Source organism: Ferrimicrobium sp., assembly GCA_022690815.1.
Lineage (GTDB): Bacteria > Actinomycetota > Acidimicrobiia > Acidimicrobiales > Acidimicrobiaceae > Ferrimicrobium.
Genome location: JALCZJ010000029.1, coordinates 1 through 23390, shown reverse-complemented (window position 1 = coordinate 23390; position 23390 = coordinate 1). Strand labels below are relative to the sequence as shown.

Annotated in this window: 22 protein-coding genes and 1 pseudogene; 9 read left to right on the top strand and 14 right to left on the bottom strand. The window is 56.6% G+C overall.

Going from position 1 to position 23390, the window contains the following annotated elements:
* Window positions 1-58 precede the first annotated feature (58 nt).
* Entirely contained in the window at window positions 59-748 is a 690-nt protein-coding gene (locus tag MP439_08960; GenBank protein MCI2976189.1) for a hypothetical protein, read from the top strand.
* A 188-nt stretch (window positions 749-936) separates the two neighbouring features.
* Here the strand turns inward: MP439_08960 and dnaB are convergent, their stop codons facing one another.
* From dnaB to MP439_08930, 6 genes and pseudogenes are all read right to left on the bottom strand, one after another.
* Window positions 937-2700 carry a replicative DNA helicase gene (gene dnaB, locus MP439_08955; protein ID MCI2976188.1) on the bottom strand — a complete coding sequence of 588 codons (1764 nt, stop codon included), beginning with the start codon at window positions 2698-2700 and terminating at the stop codon, window positions 937-939.
* Between the two features lie 12 nt (window positions 2701-2712).
* Window positions 2713-3162, bottom strand: a complete 450-nt coding sequence (gene rplI / locus MP439_08950; GenBank protein MCI2976187.1) for a 50S ribosomal protein L9 — start codon at window positions 3160-3162, stop codon at window positions 2713-2715.
* 155 nt (window positions 3163-3317) lie between these two features.
* A pseudogene (gene rpsR / locus MP439_08945) lies at window positions 3318-3581 on the bottom strand (30S ribosomal protein S18).
* 2 nt (window positions 3582-3583) lie between these two features.
* Window positions 3584-4045, bottom strand: coding sequence for a single-stranded DNA-binding protein (gene ssb, locus MP439_08940; protein MCI2976186.1), 462 nt, complete (start codon window positions 4043-4045; stop codon window positions 3584-3586).
* 28 nt (window positions 4046-4073) lie between these two features.
* Complete coding sequence (gene rpsF, locus MP439_08935; protein MCI2976185.1) at window positions 4074-4409, bottom strand: 30S ribosomal protein S6; 336 nt, start codon at window positions 4407-4409, stop codon at window positions 4074-4076.
* 163 nt (window positions 4410-4572) lie between these two features.
* The gene (locus tag MP439_08930; protein MCI2976184.1) at window positions 4573-4965 is read right to left on the bottom strand and encodes a DUF5318 domain-containing protein; all 393 of its coding nucleotides are present in this window, start codon (window positions 4963-4965) and stop codon (window positions 4573-4575) included.
* 146 nt (window positions 4966-5111) lie between these two features.
* Between MP439_08930 and MP439_08925 the strand changes: the two genes are divergently transcribed.
* Window positions 5112-6356: a hypothetical protein gene (locus MP439_08925; protein ID MCI2976183.1), complete on the top strand. Its 1245-nt coding sequence runs from the start codon at window positions 5112-5114 to the stop codon at window positions 6354-6356.
* A gap of 323 nt (window positions 6357-6679) precedes the next feature.
* Here MP439_08925 and MP439_08920 read toward each other — a convergent pair whose 3' ends face one another.
* Window positions 6680-7396: a fatty acid desaturase gene (locus MP439_08920; GenBank protein ID MCI2976182.1), complete on the bottom strand. Its 717-nt coding sequence runs from the start codon at window positions 7394-7396 to the stop codon at window positions 6680-6682.
* A gap of 406 nt (window positions 7397-7802) precedes the next feature.
* Here MP439_08920 and MP439_08915 point away from each other — a divergent pair, with 406 nt between their 5' ends.
* Complete coding sequence (locus MP439_08915) at window positions 7803-9062, top strand: MFS transporter (GenBank protein MCI2976181.1); 1260 nt, start codon at window positions 7803-7805, stop codon at window positions 9060-9062.
* Between the two features lie 337 nt (window positions 9063-9399).
* Here MP439_08915 and MP439_08910 read toward each other — a convergent pair whose 3' ends face one another.
* On the bottom strand, window positions 9400-12744 hold the full coding sequence (locus tag MP439_08910; GenBank protein MCI2976180.1) for a DEAD/DEAH box helicase: 3345 nt from the start codon (window positions 12742-12744) through the stop codon (window positions 9400-9402).
* Window positions 12732-13349: a hypothetical protein gene (locus MP439_08905; GenBank protein ID MCI2976179.1), complete on the bottom strand. Its 618-nt coding sequence runs from the start codon at window positions 13347-13349 to the stop codon at window positions 12732-12734. The genes MP439_08910 and MP439_08905 overlap by 13 nt, the downstream gene beginning before the upstream one ends.
* Window positions 13350-13639: 290 nt before the next feature.
* Between MP439_08905 and MP439_08900 the strand changes: the two genes are divergently transcribed.
* Window positions 13640-14089, top strand: a complete 450-nt coding sequence (locus MP439_08900; GenBank protein ID MCI2976178.1) for a GntR family transcriptional regulator — start codon at window positions 13640-13642, stop codon at window positions 14087-14089.
* An 88-nt stretch (window positions 14090-14177) separates the two neighbouring features.
* Here the strand turns inward: MP439_08900 and MP439_08895 are convergent, their stop codons facing one another.
* Window positions 14178-14744, bottom strand: a complete 567-nt coding sequence (locus MP439_08895) for a hypothetical protein (protein MCI2976177.1) — start codon at window positions 14742-14744, stop codon at window positions 14178-14180.
* Window positions 14745-15133: 389 nt separating this feature from the next.
* Between MP439_08895 and MP439_08890 the strand changes: the two genes are divergently transcribed.
* The 4 genes from MP439_08890 (at window position 15134) to MP439_08875 (ending at window position 19567) form a co-directional block, all read left to right on the top strand.
* Window positions 15134-15931 carry an SDR family oxidoreductase gene (locus tag MP439_08890; protein MCI2976176.1) on the top strand — a complete coding sequence of 266 codons (798 nt, stop codon included), beginning with the start codon at window positions 15134-15136 and terminating at the stop codon, window positions 15929-15931.
* A 395-nt stretch (window positions 15932-16326) separates the two neighbouring features.
* The gene (locus MP439_08885) at window positions 16327-17787 is read left to right on the top strand and encodes a cytosine permease (protein MCI2976175.1); all 1461 of its coding nucleotides are present in this window, start codon (window positions 16327-16329) and stop codon (window positions 17785-17787) included.
* Window positions 17788-17804: 17 nt separating this feature from the next.
* Window positions 17805-18437 carry an XRE family transcriptional regulator gene (locus tag MP439_08880; GenBank protein ID MCI2976174.1) on the top strand — a complete coding sequence of 211 codons (633 nt, stop codon included), beginning with the start codon at window positions 17805-17807 and terminating at the stop codon, window positions 18435-18437.
* Window positions 18434-19567, top strand: a complete 1134-nt coding sequence (locus tag MP439_08875; GenBank protein MCI2976173.1) for an alcohol dehydrogenase catalytic domain-containing protein — start codon at window positions 18434-18436, stop codon at window positions 19565-19567. Before MP439_08880 ends, MP439_08875 begins: the two co-directional genes overlap by 4 nt.
* A 29-nt stretch (window positions 19568-19596) precedes the next feature.
* On the opposite strand, the gene MP439_08870 is transcribed toward MP439_08875, so the two are convergent.
* A complete protein-coding gene (locus MP439_08870) occupies window positions 19597-19992 on the bottom strand; it encodes a nuclear transport factor 2 family protein (GenBank protein MCI2976172.1) in 396 nt (131 codons plus the stop codon).
* A 397-nt stretch (window positions 19993-20389) separates the two neighbouring features.
* Here MP439_08870 and MP439_08865 point away from each other — a divergent pair, with 397 nt between their 5' ends.
* The gene (locus MP439_08865; protein ID MCI2976171.1) at window positions 20390-20653 is read left to right on the top strand and encodes a helix-turn-helix domain-containing protein; all 264 of its coding nucleotides are present in this window, start codon (window positions 20390-20392) and stop codon (window positions 20651-20653) included.
* 48 nt (window positions 20654-20701) lie between these two features.
* On the opposite strand, the gene istB is transcribed toward MP439_08865, so the two are convergent.
* From istB to MP439_08850, 3 genes are read right to left on the bottom strand one after another with little or no spacing between them, the layout of a single operon-like run.
* A complete protein-coding gene (gene istB, locus MP439_08860; GenBank protein ID MCI2976170.1) occupies window positions 20702-21478 on the bottom strand; it encodes an IS21-like element helper ATPase IstB in 777 nt (258 codons plus the stop codon).
* Complete coding sequence (locus MP439_08855; protein MCI2976169.1) at window positions 21471-22304, bottom strand: hypothetical protein; 834 nt, start codon at window positions 22302-22304, stop codon at window positions 21471-21473. The genes istB and MP439_08855 overlap by 8 nt, the downstream gene beginning before the upstream one ends.
* Window positions 22258-23010 carry a hypothetical protein gene (locus MP439_08850; protein ID MCI2976168.1) on the bottom strand — a complete coding sequence of 251 codons (753 nt, stop codon included), beginning with the start codon at window positions 23008-23010 and terminating at the stop codon, window positions 22258-22260. The genes MP439_08855 and MP439_08850 overlap by 47 nt, the downstream gene beginning before the upstream one ends.
* Window positions 23011-23390 lie beyond the last annotated feature (380 nt).

The following is a 23390-nucleotide window of genomic DNA, read 5'->3' as shown; positions in this document are numbered from 1 at the left end:
ATACTACAAGGGTATAGAGCGAAGAAACAGGAGCTAAGGCGATCGACTGGAGGTAGTCATGCGTGAGCACACGATCAAGACATTGATGATCGCTTACGCTGCACTCTTTGGAGCCCTACTCGTTGACAGTCTCGTCTGGCCTACGAACCAGGTGAACATCTACGGAATCAGCTACTACATCGTTCACCTTGCGACCTTCTTCCCACTCGCTCTGGGCTTTGTCGTCTGTATAGCCCTCGTGATCCACATCGGAAGGACCCTCCCACCAAGTCCGCAACCGTTCACATTACTGCGCCCGAGCTTCGTCGGCATCGGTATCTTGATGGCCGGGATCATGCTGACCCCGTACACCTGGGATACCTTTTTCAACTGGGCTCACATGACACTCGGCGCGATGCTCTTTGTATTGCAGCTTGGCGTTTCGATCTGGATCACCTTGCGATACGTTCGCAGTGGCCTCAACTGGACCATGATCGCCATTCAGTTCGTCGGCGGCCTCCTCGCGATGTTCTCCTTGCCTGACAACGGTATCAACGTTTTAATGCCTGGCGAGGTCATCTTCCAATTTGGCTTCGCCATCCTCTTGCTCAATTCCCTCTCCCAGCTCCTGACCGACGTCGACCGACCCAAGGACATAGCGAGCGAGAGCGTCACTGGAGCGCACCCAACACTTGGCTATTCACTCGACACCGACGAGGGGCAGCCAACGCAGGCTCACGACCGTGACCTGCATTCGACACGCCACTAACCTATGATGGCACTGGCGTAACCCCCAAAGCGCCGATTGACGTTGTCAACACCATGCGTCGGCCAACGTGCGCCCAGAGTACGGTACCACCAGCACCTCGACCCGACGGGATCTGAAGCGGTGGCGGCTGGCGGGCTGACACGCTTAGTTGACGCGTTAGGTCTGCCCCGACAAACCTGGAATGAACACTAGCCCTGGGCGATGTCGGCGAAGAGCGCCCAGTTCTCCATGAACGCCAGATGCACGGTCCCAACGGGGCCGCTACGATGCTTGGCGATGATGATTTCGGCCACCCCTCGATCGGGACTGTCAGGCCGATACGCCTCGTCGCGATAGATAAACATGACAATATCGGCATCCTGTTCGAGTGAGTTGTGCACCAAAGCATCATTGGCCCAGAAGCAATGTGTCTCCATAACCTCGATGTCGAATACCAGCTCCGAGCCAAGAGATTCAAAGGATGCCACCGTGTTGAACAGTTGGGTCCCATCTGCATCGACAGCCATGACATGATCTCCCACTTGGAGACGGTCGACTGGAACAAAACCAGTAGGTGTCGCGACCGGATGGTTAGGAGTAGCATCCAGGTATCCACCCTCAACAAATTCAATGCGGACGAGATCCTTGACACCGGTCGCCACCACTCGCTTGGCTATCGCGCTAGCGACGGCTCCACCCGGCGTCGCTGAAAGAACGGTAAAATCAGTACGACCTTTGGCCCAAAGCATGCCAATCGCCTCGCTTGTCCCGTCGCCAAGTCGAACTCGAGTATCCCAAGCGAGGCAGCCTGACTCGCGCAAATCTGCTAACAGTGGACGTTTATCGCTTCGACTTTCGAGGTTACGCGACAGCTGAGACAGGGCGATCACGGGTACATCAAGTTCACGAGCCAGCAGTTTCAACCCACGAGAGATCTCGGAGACCTCCACCTGGCGTGATTCGACATTTCGGCGTGAGGACATCAACTGGAGGTAGTCGATCATCACGAGCGATAGGCCCTCATTTGCCTTCAGCCTTCGGGAACGAGCGCGAATGTCGAGGACCGTGATATTGGGGTCGTCATCGATGAAGATCTTGCGCTCTGCCAACCTTCCAGCGGCGTGCGAGATTCGATCCCACTCCCGCTCCACGAGCCGACCGCTGCGGATCTTCATCGAATCCACCCGCGCCTCACCCGCGAGCAGGCGTTGTCCAATCTCGACACGGCTCATCTCCAGCGAGAAGATCAACACCGGATCTTGGGCGTTCTCCGCCACCTTGGATGCCATCGACAGCGCAAAGGACGTCTTGCCCATGCCAGGTCGTGCACCGACGATGATCAGGTTCGATCGATGTAGGCCAGAGAGCTTCTCGTCAAGATCCCGAAAGCCAGTCGACGTAGTCTTTGTTTGGCTTCCCCCTTGAGCGTAGAGTTCCTCGAGCTCTTCAAGGGCTTCCCACAGAACATCGCGAATGACAACCGCGTTGTCACTATTGTTGCCCTTGGCAACATCAAAGATGCGGGCCTCTGCGAAGTCAACGATCTCTTGAACGTCGTTCGGCGACGCATACGCCTGCTCGGCAATCTCGGTAGCCGCCGCGATCAACCTCCGCAGGAGCGAGTAATCCCGAACGATCTGGGCGTAGCGTGCTGCGCTAGCGATTGCTGGCGTGGAGGCCTGCAGCAGTAGTAACTTCTCGGTCCCGCCAACCTGATCGAGAACCCCGGCTCGTTTGAGCTGATCGGACACCGAAACGACATCCGTCGGATCACCCGCGGTATAAAGCCGCCACAACGCTCCATAGATATGGCGCAGCGAGGGCTGAAAGAAATCATCCTCGCTGACGAGCTCTACGGCCTCACTAATGGCATCGCGAGAAAGAAGCATCGCCCCAACGAGCGAGTCCTCGGCCTCAATGCTGTGCGGCGGGACTCGAGCCTCATTGCTTGACCTCGACGCTCGCGCCGCCATAACGTTCGTTGACTATGACTCGGCGACGACTTCGACGTTGATTGCAACCTCAACCTCGGGGTGGAGGCGAATCGGAACCGAAAACGTACCCGTGGTCTTGATTGGCTCTGACATGTTCACCTGATGGCGATCGATGGCGATACCAGCCAACTCTGTTACCCGCTCGGCGACCTCTCCAGTCGTGACCGAGCCAAAGAGCTTGCCATCCTTGGATGCGCGCTTGGACAGACTCACCTCAATCGCCACCAGTTGCGAGGCCAGCTCGGACGCCGCTTCCAGCTCGCGTTGATGCTTCTCGGCTGAGGCCTTGCGCATAGCTTCGGCTTGCGCCGCCACCTTCGGGGTCGCCACAATGGCGAGACCTTGCGGCAAAAGATAGTTGCGGGCATACCCGTCTGCTACCTTGACATAGTCGCCACGTCTGCCCAGCCCGGTAACCGCTTCTCGAAGAACAAGCTCCATCGCTACTCCTCACCCTCTTGCATGTCGTCGCGGGCACCGTCATCCTGATCGAGATCGTCGGACTCAGCTATGTTCTCAACATCGTCATTGCGAACACGACGATCACCACTACGGCCTCGTGCTCCCGGTCCACGCTCCCGATCGCTGGTCGGTCGGGACAAATACGGTATTAACGCCAATTCACGTGCTACCTTGATCGCGTTCGCCACTTCAGCCTGGTGCTGGGTGCAGTTACCTGTAACACGGCGGGCACGGATCTTCGCACGATCACTGATGTATCGGCGCAGCAGCTCGACATCCTTATAGTCGATCCACTCCGACTTATTCAGGCAAAAGCTGCATGGCTTCTTCTTAAACTTCTTGAGCGCGTCAGCAGACTCTTTGCGTACTGGCCGCTTCTTGGTTGTATTCTTTCCCATACCTAAAATGGCTCCTCATCGTAGTTAAAACTTCCAATGGATGGCTCAGGGACGTTCGCTTGGGCGACGTTGCGTCCACCTGTGTCGGCCCCACCCGTGCGACGGTCCGCCTTGGTCACCTGCGCGGTCGCCCAGCGGAGTGACGGACCCACCTCATCAGCGATCACCTGAATCTTTGATCGCTTGTCGCCTTCTGGAGTCTCCCAGGTGCGTTGCTCGAGACGTCCGGTCACCACCGCACGAGACCCCTTCTCAAGGCTCTCGGCTACGTTCTCAGCCAGCTCTCTCCAACAGACAACCTCAAAGAACGAGGTCGACTCCTCCCAATCTTGGGTTTGCTGATTCATTCGGCGCCGGTTGACGGCAATGGAGAACGTCGTCTGGGCAAGACCTTGAGAGGTAAAGCGCAGCTCTGGCTCCTTTGTGAGATTGCCGATCAGTGTAACAGTATTTCCTGCGGACATGTTCTCTTCTCCTGTCCCCGTAGCGGTGTTAGCGCGCTGCACCCTTAAGGAGCGGCGCTTTTCCTGACTGCATCGCTCGCTCTGGCAAGCGAACGATCTTGAAGCGGAGGACCTCGTCAGCGATGGAGAGCACCCGATCAAGTTCTGTCACGGCCGCTGGTTCAGCTTGGAAGCGGTGGAAGGAGTAGAACCCCTCCGAATGGTGGGCGATCGGGTAGATCAAACTACGACGCCCCCATATCGCTGCCTCACCGAGGGAGCCGCCGGCCGACGTAATGATCGACTCGACACGCTCCGTAATGCCATTTCGTACCGACTCCTCAAGCGAGGAGTCGGTAATCAGGGCAAGCTCATACGTTCTCACAAGGTACCTCCTATGGACCAGGCTCTTCACCAGGACTCCCTTACCCCACGGGCATAGAGAGCAGGAAAGCAATACAACGACCCCCAAACAAGGAATCGATCCACCACAGGCTAGCGGTTACCAATCGGTCGCACTGCACTTCATATGCCGAGCGAACGTGGAATCAATTGGCGCGCTTAAAACGCCGCTCCACCATGAAGTTCCAGCGACACGCCGTGCACACCTCGACGATGCAGACGCTGAGATCGCGCACACCGAGCATAGCACTATCGTTGAGCTGACCACCAACGACCTGGCCACTGGCCGGGAGACCTTTGCCAAAACCATAGGCAACCTGGCGAAGGCCACGCTCCTCACAGACCGGACAGGGATCTCTGAGCACAACCCCAAAGCTCGTCGCAGCATCGACCAACTGGCGATCGGCGTCACAGACGTCGATCGGCTGAAGATTTCCACGACGCAGGTCACCAAGCACACGAGCACGCAACAGCCGCAGGTCCAGTGAAGGACCATCGAAGCGCGCATGTCTCAAGCGACTCGGGTCTGCTTCTCCCATGGGTCCACCATACCGTGAGAGCGCCAACTCTAGTCATCCCGACCCGATCAGAGCCTCAGATTCATCGAGGGCAACATTGGAAGGCACAAACGTCACCACCCACCCAGCGGCCGGGTTGCCAAAGGCCCCGCTAATCTGTTGGCCAGATGCAGCGCCCCTCACTCCCGTACTTGCGATTGACAATCGTGGTCGTCCTCGTGGCGATCCTGGTGACCATTGGGGCAGTGACCACCAAGCGTCTACATGCCAGCCTCCCAGGGTTCCAAGTCAGCGCGATGGCACCTCAAGCTGTTGTTGCTCGCGGCGTCGTACCTGTGTTGTCTTGGCCCCGCCAGGGCCAAGCTGCCGTGGCCCTCCCATCAATAGCGCCCGGGGCTGTTGCGGCGAGCCAACACGAGAGCCCAGTCCCGATCGCCAGCCTTGCAAAGTTGATGACGGCTCATCTGGTTTTGACTCGATTCCCGCTAGCGGCTGGGTCGAGCGGCCCGATCATCACCATCTCTAGCACGGACGTGGAGCAATACAACCTAGACGTCGCCCAAGATCAGTCATCCGTCCAGGTGATCGCCGGTGAACGGCTCTCCGAGTACCAGCTGCTTCAGGCACTGCTCACACGTTCAGCCAACAACATTGCCCAGCTCCTTGCTATCTGGGTAGCGGGCTCACAAGCCAACTTCGTCGATGCCATGAACAGAACCGCCATGCAGTTAAATCTCGACGGCGCTCACTTCAGCGATGCCAGTGGCTTCAATCCCGCTACCCGCGCGACCGCCCAAGCCGTGGCGACGATTGCGGCAATCGACATGCGAAACCCGGTCTTTGACAAAATCGTCGACGAACACATGGTCACGCTCCCCGTGGCCGGCACGCTGCCCAATATCGTTGCCCGCATCGGTACCACCAATGTGGTCGGAATCAAGTCGGGCTATACCATCTGGTCCGGAGGATGCGCTGCCATCGCCACCGAAGATCCGACCAAATCCGGTGACGTTACTGACGGCGTCGCCGTCGTACTCGATCAGCAAGGCCCCGGGTCGTTGCACCGTGCTGCCTCGTTGGCCGAACTGCTTGCCGACCGGGTCGGGGCTGGTGTGACCTCCATCACCGCCGTCAATCAGAACCAGGTCGTCGGCTCCTTATCAATCCCTTGGTCAAGGCAGGATCACGTCAAAATCGTGACGGCCAAACCTCTTACGCTATCGATGTGGCCCGGCCAAAAAGTGACCTATGCCCTGCACATCGACACCCGACATCTCGTGCCCGGCGATCGGGCACACATGGTCGTTGGCTACCTACTGGTTCAATTACCGCTTCATCGAGACAAGATTAAGGTCGTAACCACCGAACCGATCCCCATCCCGAGCACATACTGGCGCCTAGCACACGATTGATCATGAAGCTCGGACTCCAGCGATCCCACGGCATCGTCGGTCGGCCCGCCATGTCAACGACTCCGCTTCACGAACCTCCAGGATCGGGTCCCCCGGAGCTCGTGCAAGCTCCGTGGCTAATCACCCAGCCAAGCTTGTAGCCAACGGTCATCAGCGCACCTTTGACCGGCGGTCAATGCCCAATCACCGACCAACTACCTCTTCGTCATCGAGGAGGTCGGCATCGATGCCCCAGCATCCAACCAGGCAGTAACATCGGTAGCAACGCTGACGCAGGTGGATCGACCGATCCTCCAGCTCACGTCCTAAGAGGGCGCAAAGGTTCAGGCGAACTTGCGCTTCAGGGTTCTGACTTTGGCAACATGTGCCAGCTCAAGGAACCTAATCACATACCAGCCAAGGTCAATCTGGGGGTGGACGAAGGCAAGATTTGCCGACGTCGGCATCTCGTGATGGTTGTTGTGAAGGCCCTCACCGAATGTCAGGAAAGCGAGCCATTGGTTATTGGTGGCCAAATTCTGGAATGGCTTCTTGCCAAATCGATGCCCAACGGCATTGACTGCTGCGCTTAGCGTCAGATACAAAACAAGATGGACGACCGCAATAACTAGGGCAAGTTCCACACCGAAAATTGCGACCAAGAGAGCGATTCCAAGCCCTAAGCCCAAATATGAGTGTGAAAATAAATAGCGATCCCAGCGATCAGCCGGGAGATCCTTAGTGTAACGTTCAATCGCCTCACGATTCTTTGCCGCTCGCCGATAGTAGAGGAGGTTGAACAGCTGAATCTTCCAGTAGCTTTCGACTACAGGCGAATGCGGGTCACCTTGAACATCCGTATGAGCATGGTGGATTCGATGGACCCCTACCCACTCGCGCCGCTGGATGCCGGTTGTCAACCAAAGGAGCGCCCGAAGAACGATCTCGACCCAAGGGGCGAATTTTACCGCCTTGTGCGACAAGGAGCGGTGAAGATAAACCGTGGTCAACAAGATCGATAGTTGGGTCACAAGAAAAGCAAAAATGAGAGCGGCAAGCACCTTGGTAAGCATACTTTGTCTGGCGGCAAGTGACCGACTATTACGACCTGACAATTCTCATGCCCTAAGACAATCTCGGTTGCTTTTATTTGGCTTATGCAAGCATATTCTCAAAAGTGTGAGCTGTCTTTTCCTGTGCCGTCGGCTCACTGATTTCTTACCTGTTGATACTATTACGACAATCTATTCCGTCGCTGCAGAGTACCGCTTTCAATTGCTACAGCCGACAATGACAACCGAGCACGTCATTGGCATCGTTGCACCAGAATATTTTCGACGTACTGTTCGCTTTTCATGGACTACACCAACCAAACGGCGTAACACCGAGGACGATTTGCTAGGTTGTTCTTGGTCAGGGCCTACGTCCTGAGCAGCAAAGCCAGGACCAACGAAGGAGCACCACCACGTGAGCCAAGACGGGCACAAAGAACGGAGTATGAACGAGAGCGCCGCCTGGTACCTACTCATCGCCAGGGGACTACGCGAAGTGGCGTTCGGTGTCATCGCAATCGTGTTGCCATTGTATTGGCACGAGCAGCACATCTCCGCACTCGAGATCGGCGCCCTGTTCACCGTTGCCCTCCTCGGCTCAGCGCTGATTTCATTGTGGATCGGTCGCTATGTCGATCGCATTGGGCGGCGACGCCTCCTGATGCTGAGCTCACTGCTTTGGCTCATCGCAGCCCCGTTCCTGCTGGTTACGAAGCAACCGTTAATCCTTGGGGTCATCATCATCTTTGGGAGTATCTCCCCGACTGGCAAGGAGGTCGGTCTCTTCCTCGGCATCGAACAGGCGATGCTCTCCAAACTCACGAAGGGGCATGCGAGAACCAAGGCATACGCCTGGTTCACCCTGGTCGGTTACGTCTCGACAGCAGCGGGAGCACTGATCGCTGCGGCTCTCGGTTTCGGTCTTGGCCATTCAGCCGAGATCTCTAGTGGACTCTTTCGGGTTGTAGTGCTCGCCTACAGCGGAGTTGCGCTTATCCAACTCCTCATCTACGCGCTGATCTCTGACTCGGTCGAACAGATACCGTCTGCCTTACAACCAGAACAAGACACGAGCCCCCATCGGCCAACGCGAGAGGTCCGAAACGTCGTTCGCATGCTGACAGCACTCTTCACGCTCGACGCCTTCGGAGGTGGCCTCATCGTGCAGGGACTCCTGGTCTATTGGTTCCGAGTCAAGTTTGGATTCGACCTCACACAAATTGGGCTGCTGTTCTTTGGCACCAATCTCTTGTCTGCATTGTCATCACTGGTCGCGGTGTCCATCTCGAAGCGCTTCGGCCTGCTCAACACCATGGTATTCACCCATCTACCTTCCAACGTCTTACTCATTCTGGTGCCGTTTGCACCGACGGGGCTGCTTGCCGCCATTGTGTTGCTGGCCCGCCATATGCTCTCCCAGATGGATGTTCCAACCCGGCAGGCCTACACGATGGCGATTGTCGACGCCGAGGATCGCGGTTATCTGGCCACCACAACCAACAGCGCTCGCAGTTTAGGCACTGGCGCATCCCCTCTCATTGCCGGTGCTTTCCTCGCCAGCGCTGGGCTCCTAAGTTACCCATTCATCATCGCTGGGGGGCTGAAAGCCGCGTACGACCTGGTCATCTTCGCAATTTTCCGAAAGGTCCCTACCCCTTATAGTGAGACGCAGTGATGGATTTGGGCGCCACACCATAACCGACCAGGGATCGGTTGATCCTTCCAGCGATTCGAGCAGTACCTGCTTACACGCTCAGCTCACCGGTGGGTGCGAGCGACGACATCTCACACGTCCTGGGCCAACATGATCATCTTGTGACGTGATCATCGAACACGTCAAAGGTACCCCGCCAATCACCCTTAGCAAGGGTTTAATGCCGCCAACCTTGATTGCCCGAGATCGAATGGCTGCCCCCACCTCATCAAACACGCCAATGACCACGCCAATGCGTTGATGCCAGAGATATCCTTACGCCGCAACACAGCGATACAGACAAGGTCGACCGGTCACGTTACTGGTAGCGCAGCAGCTCCACAAGCTCTCGTGCTGAAGGTAACGTATTAATCGATCCATCATCACCAAGGATGCCCTCTGCGAGTGCGAGCTTCGAGGCATGCAATTCAGTAATCGTCTCCTCAATGGTACCTTGGGCAATCAGTCGATATGAAGTCACTGGCCGGCTCTGGCCAATTCGATGCGCTCTCCCCATCGCTTGCTCCTCGACAGCAGGGTTCCACCATGGATCGGTGATGATGACGTAATCGGCTGCGGTGAGGTTAAGACCAACACCACCAGCCTTGATGCTGATGAGGAAGAAGTTTGAGGCGCCATTCTGAAACGCCTCAACCTCCTTTGCACGCTGTGGCCCGGGTGTAGATCCGTCAAGGTATTGATACCGAATCTTGGCCGCATCAAAAGCCTCACGAACCAGCGTGAGAAAATCAACAAACTGAGAAAACACGAGAGCTTGGTGACCGTTCTCCCCAATGTCGGTCGCCAGGTCAAGTAATGCCTCAATCTTTGAGCCCGTCGCCCCGAAGCGTGGTTCAAGCAGCCGAGCATCACACGCCCCTCGGCGCAGGCGAGTCAATTCGGCGAGAATGTAAAAGCTCGCTTGTGCTTCATCTTGCGCGACCGCCAGCTCCGCCGCCTCAAGTGCCTGCTGGCGCAGTGCCTCATAGAAGTAGCGCTCTTCCTGCCGTGGCTCAACGACAAGGGTCAACTCCGTCCTCGGTGGCAGATCGCTCAAGACATCGGTCTTGAGTCTGCGCAGGACGAACGGAGCAACAATCCTGCGCAGACGTCGCCTGGTCTGTTGGTCCTTGTCGCGTTCGACCGGGGTGACGAACCGCCGATTGAACTGCGCTGGTGAGCCAAGGAGCCCAGGGTTGAGAAAGTTAAGTATGGAGTACAGTTCGGTGAGATGATTCTCGATCGGTGTACCAGAAAGCGCCATTTTGAACTCTGCCGATAACCCAGCCAGCGCCTTGGTGCGTTTGGCTGCAAGATTCTTAATCGCTTGAGCCTCGTCGACGATGAGCGTCCGCCAGACCCTTGAGGCAAGAATCTCCTCGTCTTGGATCAGTACGCTATAGGAGACCACCAGCAGATCCCGTCCGTTGGCCTCGGTGACCACACGAGCACGATCCGCTCGGCTGTAGTTGACGGGGTTGAGGGTGGGAGCGAAACGAAGCGTCTCCTTGATCCAGTTGTCCACCACCGAGGTCGGACAGATCACCAGGGTAGGCGCGAGATCTGCACCCGAACGGGCCAAGGCAACCGCAAGCGCTTGGACTGTCTTTCCCAGCCCCATGTCATCGGCCAGACAAGCTCCGAGATCAGCTTCCGCGAGACGCATAGCCCAGGTAAACCCATCTAGTTGATAGGGGCGTAACTCAGCTTCAAGCGTGGGGGGCACCGGCACCTCCAGCTGTTGACTCCGTTCCAGTCGCTCGATGAGCTGCCGTGAAGTCAGGTCGAAGGTCGCTTGCGTGCCCTCGGTCACGGCCATCAATGGGCCAATCGCGAGCTTTGACGCTTTGATCTCCTTGCCCGAGTCGTCCGTCAGGGCCGCGAGTTCAAGTACTCGCTCTCTCAGCGATCCAGCGAGAGCGAGGTACTGCCCCTCCTTCAAGGTCACAAACTTTGCTCCTCGATTGGCAGCCGCGATCAACTCCTTGAGTGCAATTACCTTATCGTCATCGAGCTCGACACCACCCTTGACCGCGAGCCAGTCACGTTGGCTCGCAATGGTGATCCGCAGCGCACCAAGACCCGGCGAAAGGACCCGGACGGCCTTCCCCTTTGGCCAATCGAGCTCGAGCTCATCCAGAAAGGCATTTAACGCCTCGAGTGCCTCAAGTGCCTCGTCGGCGGTTTCAAACGCAATCTCACTCGCTGGGTCCTCATAACCAACACCGAGGGCCTCAAGAACCCGGACGGCCAGATCGGCTTCCCAATCGAGATCACGAGTTGTCGCCACCGTCTCAGCGTTGATCCGAGCCACCACATTGGCGCGGCCAACCCCTGGAACGAATCGGGGTCCATCAGGACCCAGGGGTGCCGACACGAGCCGCAGCGTCAACCCCTCGTCCCATGGCTTGAGCTGGCAACGCAACTTTGACATAGCATCAACAAGTCGGCCGGCAACCACATCGTCGGACTGTATCTCAAAGTGTGCACTCAGCGCCGCTAGCGTACCGTCGATGGCTTCTACGGCCTCTCGAGGCAGCGCCAGTCGCTTGCCAACGAGCGCAATCGCTTGGCGCTGCGCCTTGGTCAGTCGAATGACCACAAGACGTGTGGGTGGCTCGAACATCATCCACAACAACTGGCCATCGCCAACCCGCCCCCACGACCTCGCATTCGTCTCATCGACCAAATCCGCAAGCGACGCCGGTTCGATACCGACCTCGAAGCCATCCGTTCCACGGCTTACGACGACTTCAGGACGCCGTTCAACCACTTCGATAAATCGATCGAGATCGGTGCTCAAGGCAACCCGTGGATGCCCCACCAGGCTCATCATGGCCGCCCCAAGGTCTAACTCGTAACCTCTCCGCCCTCCAGCGACCTTATGATTGGAGCGCAACACACGAGCGTCTTCTCCTGGAAGATCGTTGTCGGCCATGAGTTTGGCAAGGCTGACCGCCTTGGGCTTTCCCCAACCCCTGACACCCTTGACCTGTAGGAACGGCGTGATGGAGCGCAAGTTATTCAGCTCTGTGGTCTCAATCACCCACACGTAGCGGCTCTCCCGCTCCTCGACGTCACCACCAAGCAAGCGCAGCGAGTCCAACACGAGCTGCCAACGTGGGAGCTGAGATCCAACGAAGAAGGGAGCAGTGCTTTCGGCTCCCATTGCATGTGCCAACGCCCGATCGGCCAACTCTGCGAGGGTCACAAACCCGCAAGCCGAAAACGTCATAGCGCTACGACGATGCACCGAAGTCAGGTCCATGTCTGTGATGGCGTTCGCCTCGAACTCGGGCGCGAGCCAGTTGATCAGCAGGAGATCAAACAGCGCTTCGAGTCCAAACGCATGCGGTTGGAAGAAAATGTTGGGGTCGAATCGCTCTTGACCGAGCCGGACTCTGATGGCATAGACCCACTTGCCAAAGAGATTGTACCTCGACGGATTTTTCGATCGTGAGCTGGTCACACAGAACTTCATGGCGCGATCGAGATCGCTCGCATTGCCCGAGGTCATCAAGGCCATCGGGTACCAAAATTGGGTCGCAGGGTATAACGGTGCCAGCCGAGAGCGCGTGCTCTTCGTGTAGCTGGTCAGCGCCGTTGAAAAGGTATGCGCACCGCGTCCAAATTCGCCATCTCGGATCTGAGTCAAGGCATCCAAGAACGGTGCATAGCGTCCAGCGGAGTAGCCAGGTAGGTTCGGGCCCTCTCATGATCGCCACGCAGGAAAAGGACCTGTGCAAGTGCAAATTGGATCTCATCATTGAGCGCATGCTCGTCTAGCAGCGCATCGACAAGCATGAGTACCTCTTCATCGAGTTCACCAAGGTAGCTTGTCAGCGCCAAATTGGCTACCCAATCTCGCCATTGGGGCGCCAGATGTTGTAAAAGCCTGGGATCGGCCCGATCAATCAAGGCGTCCCAAAAGTTTTCACTCTCTACCACCCGTCTGGAATAGTACTGACGGGTTGCCGCCTGCCGAGGATCCTGCATGGCGCTCAATCGCATGCGACCGACTTCGAGAAACCAGTCCATCAAGTAGACGCGATATTGAGCCGTCGTCAAGATATCCGAAAGCCTGGAGTGCGGCACCGAGTCGATCAGCTCGAAATAGAGGTCGTTCCCCAGCCGACCACCGATCTTGGCGTATCCCGAGGCTCCCTCGTGGACGAGCAACCCCTCGTTTTGCAGCTCAGACCAGGCGGCATCTGACTGCAGCCTCTTGACTGGCCCGTGCGCAAGCCCCTGCTCCGCCATCAGGTTCATGACCTCAAAGCTCAGCTTTTTTTAAGGTCAGACCCCACTGCAAGGCCATGGCCTTGGCCAGGTCTTTCGCATTCTCCGATAACAAGATCGATTACCCCGCTTTGCAGTCAAGCCACCAGGTAGACCGTTCACGTGACGGTGAGGCGCTCCAAGATTTCCCGTCGTTGTGGTCACAGCGGTAGCTGCTACCTGCAATCCTAACCTCCATTCACTGCCGCCACCGTGGGCCACCGGGATCACCTCCCTGCCTGCATGGAGCCACGGCGCATAAAGCTACAATGATTAGTGTTATGGTCGAGAACTCTCATGCACATTGCCCGAACGATCATACAGATGGGGGTGAGCATTCGTACGACAGCGTCGGCTCCGATGACGGCACGAGTGAGATCGATCTATTATTACCACAGGTATCGCGATCAGGTGCTCTCACGCTCCACGAACAGGTGGCAGCCGAGATCCGTCGAGCGATTGCCGACGGCGAAGCCAGACCCGGGCAACGCATCCCCCAAGCGAGAGACCTGGCGGCTGAGCTGGGCGTCAACACCAACACGGTGCTACGCGCGTTGCGCATGCTCCGTGACGAAGGGTTGGTCGAGATGGGACGCGGACGCTCGATCCGCGTCGCAGGCACGCCCGAACGCTCCGCGGTACTCACACGGACCAAAGAACTCCTCGAGTTTGCCCGATCCCAAGGTTATGAACGCGACGAACTCATCGCGATCCTTGGTTCGCTGCAGTAGGCCCCAGGCAAGAGAAACGCCGACTTCTTCCGCTCCAACGTTGCGTGTGCGATGACCAGCTGAACACGGCATGCTAGCCATTCGCAGGTTACAACGAGGGATCGCCCTTCCAGCTCATTGGGAACGTCGCTAACTTGTGGTTGATTCGATAGGTGACAACCAAGGAGGAGAACAGAACACCGTGCTTGGTCGAGACCGGACCGGAAACCGTCACGAGGCTATTGGGGAAGAATGATGTTCGTGATGCCGCACAGTATGGGTTACACAAGTTGATCGCAAAAGTCGTCGTGCCCTTGGCCCCGCTCGACGTCCAAGCACTCCAGTGAGTCTTGGTCAGCATCGCGTTGCCGTCTGCGCACGAGATGACAAAACTCTTGGGCTCGACGACCGTTTTGCCTGTGCAGCCAAGGAGGCCGATAGAGCGATCCACGACAGGGACAGCCCGAATGCGGTGGGTGGAATGCGACGTCAAGCTCGCCTGATGCTCCCCATACGCACCCATCGCAATCATCACAACGATGAAGGCAAAGCACGCGGCCCAGATCAGGCGACGACGTCGCTGGCGCCTGCGGGCCTCCCGAAACAACAGCTCTGCCGCCTCCGCGGTCTGCGTAGCCGCTTCGTGATCAACCGAATCGTGGACAAAGATACTCATAAAGCTATTGTAACTATCTTTAATGTTCCTGGTGTAGGAAGTCGCGACTTTAGCCCTCCGACTTTCGACGACCCTCACCATCCTGCACCCATTGCGACGCCAGACATCGGGAATGCACCTCACGACAAGCCGAAATGACCATCAGGACCCCGACCGGCGTTCCGAGCCTTTGGGGCCGGCAGTCGAGGTCTCAGAGGCCAAATGAGGTCGATGTGCCAGTGGCCTCACAACTCGAGATGCCAATGCGTCAATCGAGGGCACCAAGTAAAGGCGTGCACACGAAAACACCAGTTAGCAGTTCAGTTCGTTCACAAGTTGGCAGAGCTCGATGTGCTAGCTCCAGCGGCTACGGTGAGCCTTTAGACAACAAGCTTGCAAGGAGGGCTTCAGTGGAGACACAGGAAGCGATGAAGGGACGAGTGGCACTCGTCACTGGTAGCGGTCGCGGCATCGGCGAAGCAATCGCGGTATCATTAGCCAAGCTTGGGGTCGCGGTCGCCGTCTGTGACGTCCATGATGGCGCCAATCGCGTGAGTGGCGCCATCAATGCGATGCACCAGCGGGCTGTACCCTATCGTTGTGACATCTCCGACGCCGAACAGACCGCCCATCTCGTCGATCAAGTGATCAACGCGTTTGGCCGACTCGATATCCTCGTCAACAATGCGGGAGTCGGCGGTGCGCATGGCCGACTCCACGAGATCGACATCGACGACTGGGATAGGACCATCGGCATCAACCTTCGAGGGACGTTTCTTACGACCAAGTTCGCAATCCCGCAGCTGCTCAAGCAGGCCCACGCTTCGGTGATCAACATCGCCTCAACCTACGGGATCATCGGAGCACCGTTTGCGCCCGCCTATTGCGCCTCCAAAGGTGCAATCGTGAATCTGACCCGCCAGCTGGCCGTCGACTATGGACCTCTCGGGATCCGCGTCAACGCCGTCCTCCCCGGCTACATCGACACCGACCTTGGTGGGCGGCGTGCAAGCTTACCGAGCGACCAGGCGGCAGCGATGTTACAGCAGCGCGAGGCCAATGCAGCACTGCAACCACTGGGGCGCCAAGCAACGACCGAAGAGGTGGCGAGGGTCGTCGCATTTTTAGCCTCCGACGACGCTTCCTTCATGACTGGCTCGATCGTAACAGTTGACGGAGGCTGTACGACGACGTTCTATCACGGCTAGGTGCTCCTATCGAAGTCGTCCTCAGGCCCGCCCGTCGTCTTGGGATAAGCGCACTCTGTGTTCACCAAGTCGTTGCGCAGTCGAGATACTCGGGAGGTAACGATCCCCTGTCCATCGTCGGATCAGTTGTCAGGGTTGTCAGTCGCACACAGACATCGGGCAACCGGCATCTTGCGAGCCCTGTCCCAACGTGACGGAGTTGCAAGCAACTCAAGAGGTGCAGCGCACCGCTGCACCAACGATCTGTCGGGGCGGTCAACTGACTCAACGGTCAGCGCTCCAGGCAAGTAGGAGACTCTGAAAAGAAACTAACAAAAATATCCAGATTCTATGTATTAGTTCCAAAAACGATCGTATACTAGGAGGCAACGGCCAGCAGGAGGGGAAAAGCGGCGATGGACACCGACTCGCGTCAAGCACAAATTTCGCGACCAACCCGGGGGATAGAGGTCCACTCTATTGACTGGATCCCGGAGCGAGAACGCCATGGAAAGCTCTGGCACCAGGCGCCACTCTGGTTTTTGGGCAATTTTCAGTATTTCACCATCCCTATTGGTTTCATCGGCCCCGCCATGGGCTTATCGCTCTGGTGGACCGCACTCGCAGGTCTTTTAGGGATCGTGGTTGGGACCTTCTTCATGGCCTTTCACGGCTCGCAAGGACCAAAGCTGGGAATGCCTCAGATGATTCAGTCGCGGGCCCAGTTTGGCTTTCGCGGTGTGATCATCGTCCTCTTCGTCGCGCTCTTTACCTACATGGCATTTAACGTGACCGACCAGGTATTGCTGGCACAGGGGATCTCTGGGGCTTATGGTTGGAATCCGACGGCAATCGCATTCGTCACCGTGGTGGCGGCAGCGCTACTGGCCATCTTCGGTCACGATTGGGTCCACCGAATCTTCCGCGTGCTACTCGTCATCTCGTTCCCACTGGTCACCATCATCACCATCGCGATCATCACTGGGCATGCTGGCGGATTCGCACCAAAGGCGCACTACGGTTTCACCTTCACTGCATTCATGGCAGAATTCTCTGCTGCCGCAGCCTACAACATTACCTACGCACCCTACGTCTCCGACTACTCACGCTATCTCCCCACCAAAACCAAGAGCCGTTCGGTCATCTTTTCCGTCTTCTTCGGAGCATCCTCATCAGCCGCCTGGCTCATCGCGCTGGGAGCTTGGCTGGCAATTCACCTGAACGCCAATGATGGCCTACTGGGACTAAAGACCGCTGGCAACAACGTGTTCGGTGGTCTCGGATCGGTTGCCGCCCTTGCATCCGCACTGGCATTGCTGGCCACCATGGGAATGAATGCTTATGGAGCGTCTTTGACCCTACTCACTGGTATCGATTGCTTTAAGAAGGTTAACCCAACTCGCACAGCGAGAGTCGTATCTATCATCGGGCTGGCCGTAGTGTGGTACCTTATCGGTGACGTGATCACCACCAGCGCCGTCAACACAGTCTCAACCGCTCTGACGCTTATGCTTTATCTACTCGTTCCTTGGACCGCAACAAATCTCATCGACTTTTTCTACGTCCGTAGAGGACACTACGCGATCACCGACCTGTTCTCCCTAGATGGCATCTACCACCGTTGGAACTGGCGCGGGATCACTGCCTATGCCATTGGCTTTGCTGCCGAGATTCCCTTCATGGTCCTGCCTCAGCTTGGCTCGTTAAGCTACATCGGGCCCGTAGCAAAGCTACTCCACGACACCGACATCTCTTGGCTGGTCGGTCTTGTCGTAACGTCGATCGCCTACCTTATTATCACCCGTGGATTCGATCCGCATAGTGAAGAACAGGCCATCGCAGACAGTCAGGAAAAGCTCGAGGCAGAGTTCGGCTAGGGCCGGGAGGATCGCTGATGGCGACATTGTACCCAATCGGACCACGGATCCTGATAGCAAGGGAGGCAAGTGGGCTTTCGTTAGGTGATGTCGCCGCCAAAAGTGGCTTGTCAAAGGGGTTTCTTTCTCGGGTTGAGCGCAGTTTCGTCAGCCCATCCGTCGACTCCCTGATTACGATATGTGAGGTTATCGGCCTGCCCATGGCAGAGCTCTTCGCAAGCCCAACATTTGTACTAACAAGGGCTGCCGAGCGTCCTGTCGCCAACCTCCCCGGTAGACAAGTAATCGACACTCTCTTAACGGCAACAACCGAACAACATGTCACAGTCATCGAAACAACTGCAGTACCGGGAGGTGGTGGTGGTGTCGACCTCTATACAGTGCCTTCCGAGTCTGAGGTGTGTTACGTCGTTGCAGGCAGTCTCGAGTTGATACTGAACACCGAGATCATCACGCTCGGACCCGGCGACGCCGTGACGTTTAATGGCACTACTCCGCACACGTGGAACAATGCCTCACTCTTCGCTGAGGTCCGGGTCATCTGGATCCTCGCACCGGCGCTACCTAACCCTTGGGTTCACGGAGCAATTGGCAGCGAAACCGAGACTTGGACTACGAGGTCGGCCACCGGAGGAGAGCAGACATCATGACAGCTCGCCTCACACATGCGATCGTTATCCAAGAGCCTGGACATATCCGATTGACCGAGATCGAACTGGACGATCCTGGCCCAGGTGAGGTTGAAGTCCAAATAGCTTCCGCCGGAGTCTGTGGCTCCGACCTCCATGTATTTCGCGGCGACTGGGATATCCACTACCCGATGGTGATGGGACACGAGGGTGCAGGGTATATCTCAAAGGTCGGCCCTGGTGTCCAGAACCTCGAGATCGGCGACCCAGTTGTCTTGAGTTGGAATGCTCCGTGTCGGCAGTGTCGCTTATGTCTTTCCGGGAAGCCCTACGCTTGCGAGCGAGCTACAGCCTATCTCGATGAAGGGGGTTTCCTCTTCGACGGAACCACTCGCTTTCACAAAGACGGCAAATCAATCCATCATTACCTTGGCGTCTCATCCTGGTCAGAGGCCGTTGTGGTGCCCGCAACTGGCGCCATCAAGGTACCGACTGAGTTGAATTTGGTGCACGCCGCCTTGGCTGGCTGTGCACTCCCAACCGGGATCGGTGCCGTCCGTAATACCGCTGCCATTTCAGCTGGTTCGCGGGTGCTCGTAATAGGCTGCGGCGGTGTGGGCCTCTCCTGCGTACAAGGTGCGCGTTTGAGCAAGGCAGAGGTCATTGCCACAACCGACAAGGATGCATCGCGACTCGAACTAGCCCGACAACTCGGCGCAACCTCAACCCACGAGACGGATAACGCAATTCTTAGCCACCTCGCGGATCAATACCCTGGCGGATTCGATGCGGTATTCGATGCAGTCGGGTCAATCACCACCATGGAAATGGGGCTCAAGTTGCTTGCACCTGCGGGCTCACTCGTTATCATCGGCCTGACCCGAGCTGGCTCCCGTCTAACAGTTGATCCGCTAGCACTAGCTATGAATAACCAACGGATCCTCGGATCGAACTATGGATCGATCGATCCAGCAGTCGACATACCGGTCATTATCAACGCCATCGCCAATGGTGTGGTTGATGTCGTCCCGCTCGTTTCCGCAGAGTTCCCTCTGGGCGAGGCCGCAATAGCCCTTGAGAACCTGGCAAAGGGCATCGGGCTGCGTCAGCTCCTCATACCAACAACGAACAATGCGGCACCTGCCCCCTGACCCGCCTTCCGTGACAAAGGAACATCATTTTATGAGGGCGATGCTTCTGGACTCGACAGATGCTCATGGATCACAAGCCAAGCTCCATCTCGCTTGCGCAATAGGATACTCTCGCGCTCATTAAGCGTCTTATTCTCCCCTCGCTCCACTACCTCAGTGCGAACATCATGAACCAACAGGCCAACGTTATCCGCGACCTCTACGATCAGTTGATTTGACGACTCACATGTGAGCACCCGAAACCCACTTTGCTCCCAGTCCCTCCATATCGCCCGATACTCGACCAACGTCAAAACCTTAGGTTCGTAGTAGAACGAGACAATGGCGTCAGGATCGAAGCAGCCAAAATACGCCTCTCGATCGAAATGCCCAAAAGCATCAATTACGCGCTGCGCCGCTACCTTAATATCGTCACTAGTACCCACCTGACAACTCCTCCACTGTAGCGGACCTCCTGTAGCTCACCTCGTGCACCTCGCTAAACACAAATTGCAAGAGCTCCTCAAAGAGGGTCGCAAGCACTCGTTATCTCGATCTCACCTCTTTACAAGTGAGAATCGATTATTTAACAAAAACACCCCATATCGTTCATGATAGCCGGGAAGCTGTTATCCATATCATTCTAGCTCCGCCTTGCCAGACCGCTTCATGTCGCTCTCCGCGCATCTCGTCTAGTACATCACCAAGCCGGAAAGAACGGTCCAGGATACTAGAACAAATAGTGTCCCTAGCCGTAAGTTTGCGCTAATTCAGGAACTTTCAAGATTTGGCCCCTGTTGACCTCACTGTAGATCTACTCTCTTGGGGCAAGAGGCAATGACAATGGCCAAGCAGATATCGAGAGCGAGAGATTCCGAAGGGACCAAGAAGCGTACTGGACGCAAACCAACGTATGTCGTCACCCTGAGCGATGAGGAGAAAGAGTTCCTCACTTCCTTTATCGCCAAACGTAATGCACCAGCAGCTCAGGTGACGCAAGCAAAGATCGCCCTCTTGGCCAACGAAGGCGTCAGGCTTTGTGATATCGCCGATGAACTGGATATCTCTACCTTTACGGTGCAAAAGTGGATCAAGAGATTCACCTAGCTATTCTCGTACCCTGGACCACGGTTTCGCGCAACCATGGACCACCTGTTACTCTATCTCTGGACCAGGCTCTTTGAGTCCGTTCCCCTCCTTTCGTTGGCTCCCGTGTTTACGCATGGATTCTCCTTTGAGTTCGACGGGGATCGCGTTATGGACAATGCGATCCATGATGGCATCAGCGACAGTTCGCTCTCCAAGACTCTCGTACCATTGTGAGACGGGCAACTGCGAGGAGATGATGAGTGAACCGTTCTCTCCTCGGTCATCTAAGAGATCAAGGATCTCTCTGGAACCCAGTGGTGAGATCGGGGAGATCCCCCAGTCATCGAGGATGAGTAGATGGGTTCTGGCAAGGATGGCCGCAAAGGACGGGTAGGTTCCATCCGCCCGGGCGATCCCTACCTTCTCTAAGAGCTTGGAGAGCTTGTAGTAGCGCACCAGGTAGCCCGCACGAATCGCACTCACCCCAAGGGCGATCCCGAGGTAGGTCTTGCCCACCCCAGTGGGGCCGGTGATGGCGAGGTGGTGATGAGCACTCAACCAGGCAAGGGAGACCAGTGAGCGATAGCGCTCACGGGTAAGCCCTCGTCCTTCGGTGAGTTCAAAGTCCTCAGGGCTTGCACGCATGCTAAAGCCAGCCTCTCGGGTTCTCCTTTGCACCCTGGCATTGGCTCGCATCGCGATCTCATAGTCAAGGATGCGACAAAGACGTTCATCAAAGTCCAGGTCGATGATTGAGGAATCCTCGAATTGGGCACGGTACTGGGCCTTGGCATGAGAGAGTCGCAGAGTGCTCAAGTGCTCAAGGTTGGTGGCCCTACTCATCGGTACCTCCAATACGAAAGGCCTCTGGACCCCGTAGGTTGGCATGGGGCTCATAGCTCATCTCGGGTTCAACGCCCAGTCCGACGTCGGCGAGTCCCTTGGTCAAGATAGACTCTACGGACTCTCGAGTCGCAGAGCCAATCATGAGGGCTCTGTGACAGGCAAGTTCTGCCTCAGCCTGTGGATAGGCCCGTAACAGACGCAGGAGTGCCTTGGCTGATGCTTGAGCAACCGATCGGAACGGAGTTGACGCAACGACGGAGCGAATGACGTTCTCTGTGCTCTCTCCAATGGCACGGGCTTGACTGTAGAGCAGTTCTTCTGCCTCCAGATAGCCCTGGTGCTCAGGTGGTCGGTGAGCTGGATTAGTGATGATCTGGTTCTCACCACCTGCGCGGTCATGGATAGCGATGCTCTCACCATCGCTAAAGACCTCGATGCTCTGTTTGCCAACCTTGACACGTACCTTGGTGTTGCGAAAGCGAACCGGAACCGAGTAACGGTTGGTATGGACCATGAAGTGATAGTCAGGTGAAACGGGGAGGGTTAAGAACTCGGCGAGCTCATAGCGACTCGTGGGTAGGGGTCTCAAAGAGGGCAGCTCCTCAACGAATCGAGTAGCCCTGGACCCAGCTAGGTACTTAAAGGGAGCCTCGTTGAGATCTCCTAGCATGGCTCTGACGCGTTCGTTGGCTTCGGCAACGCTGAAGAAGCGTTCATGACGGAGTCGGGCCAGGATCCTCGTCTCAACCCGGTAGACCGCACCCTCGGCCTTTGCCTTATCCTTTGGCCGATACGCCGCGAGTAGCCGCGGGCTCAATTGCATAATGGGTGCAGAACTCGGTGAAGGTCGCGTTGTAGATGAGCTCGTCACGGGTGTGCTTGGTAACCGCACTCCGGAGATTATCGGGGATGACCTTGGCCCCAAGACCGCCGAAGAACTCAAAGGCATCCATGATGGCCAAGAGGAAGTCATCGATGCGCTGGGACTCATAGACCCCACTAAAGGTATAGCCCGAGTAGGCCAGGGCGGCGACAAAGACCTGGGCGTAGAGGGCGATCTCCCCAGTGTCTCGGTCCCATATGGGGACGGTATCACCTGCATAGTCGACCATGAGAGCGCTCCCCTTTTCATGGGCCAACAACATGGTGAGCTCTCCTTGGTCCACCACTCGAGCAAGCTTGCGACAGAACTCGGAGTATGAGTAGGAGTTCTCACCATTGATATGGCAGTACTCTTCCCAAAGGAGCTCTCGGGTGAGATGCGGGGTATCCCTCAACTCCTTAACGAGTACCTCGTAGTCAGGGGCTACCTTCGTGCTCGTGCGCCCAGCCCTCGTGGGATAGAGAACCGCCAGGAGGGCCGAATCCTTTGACAAGTCCTCCTCGGTGATGGTGACCTCAGCCAACTTCTTGCGTAGTCTCGTGACTGACTGATGCGATACTCCAGTCGCTGCCTCGATGGTGCGAGCTGAGGCATCCGGGTGTCGTTCGAGGTAGGCGATAACTTTTCGAATCTGATCTGGTTGCAATGTCCAACTTCCTTTTCTTGTCTTGTTTTTCATCTCTGTTTACCTCCATCTAGGAAACGATGTCCTAGAGTTTCGGCAGCTTCTTCTGGGTGGTCCAGAGTTTCGCGAACTCCTGGTCCAGAGTTACGCGAATCGTTGGTCCAAAGATGCACGAATCTGCGGTCCAGAGTTTCGCGAACTCCTGGTCCAAAGATCAGCGATCCATTGGTCCAGAGTTACGCGAATCGTTGGTCCAGAGATATAAGAAAAGTCAGATTTGCTGGAGTTCACCTCTCCAGAGGTATCCGAGCGTTGAGAGGATGGGTTCTAACGTCCTCTGCAGTTCTCGTCTTTTGTGCAGAACTCGCATCCGCGCTACATTTAGAACGCTTAGTGCCGAC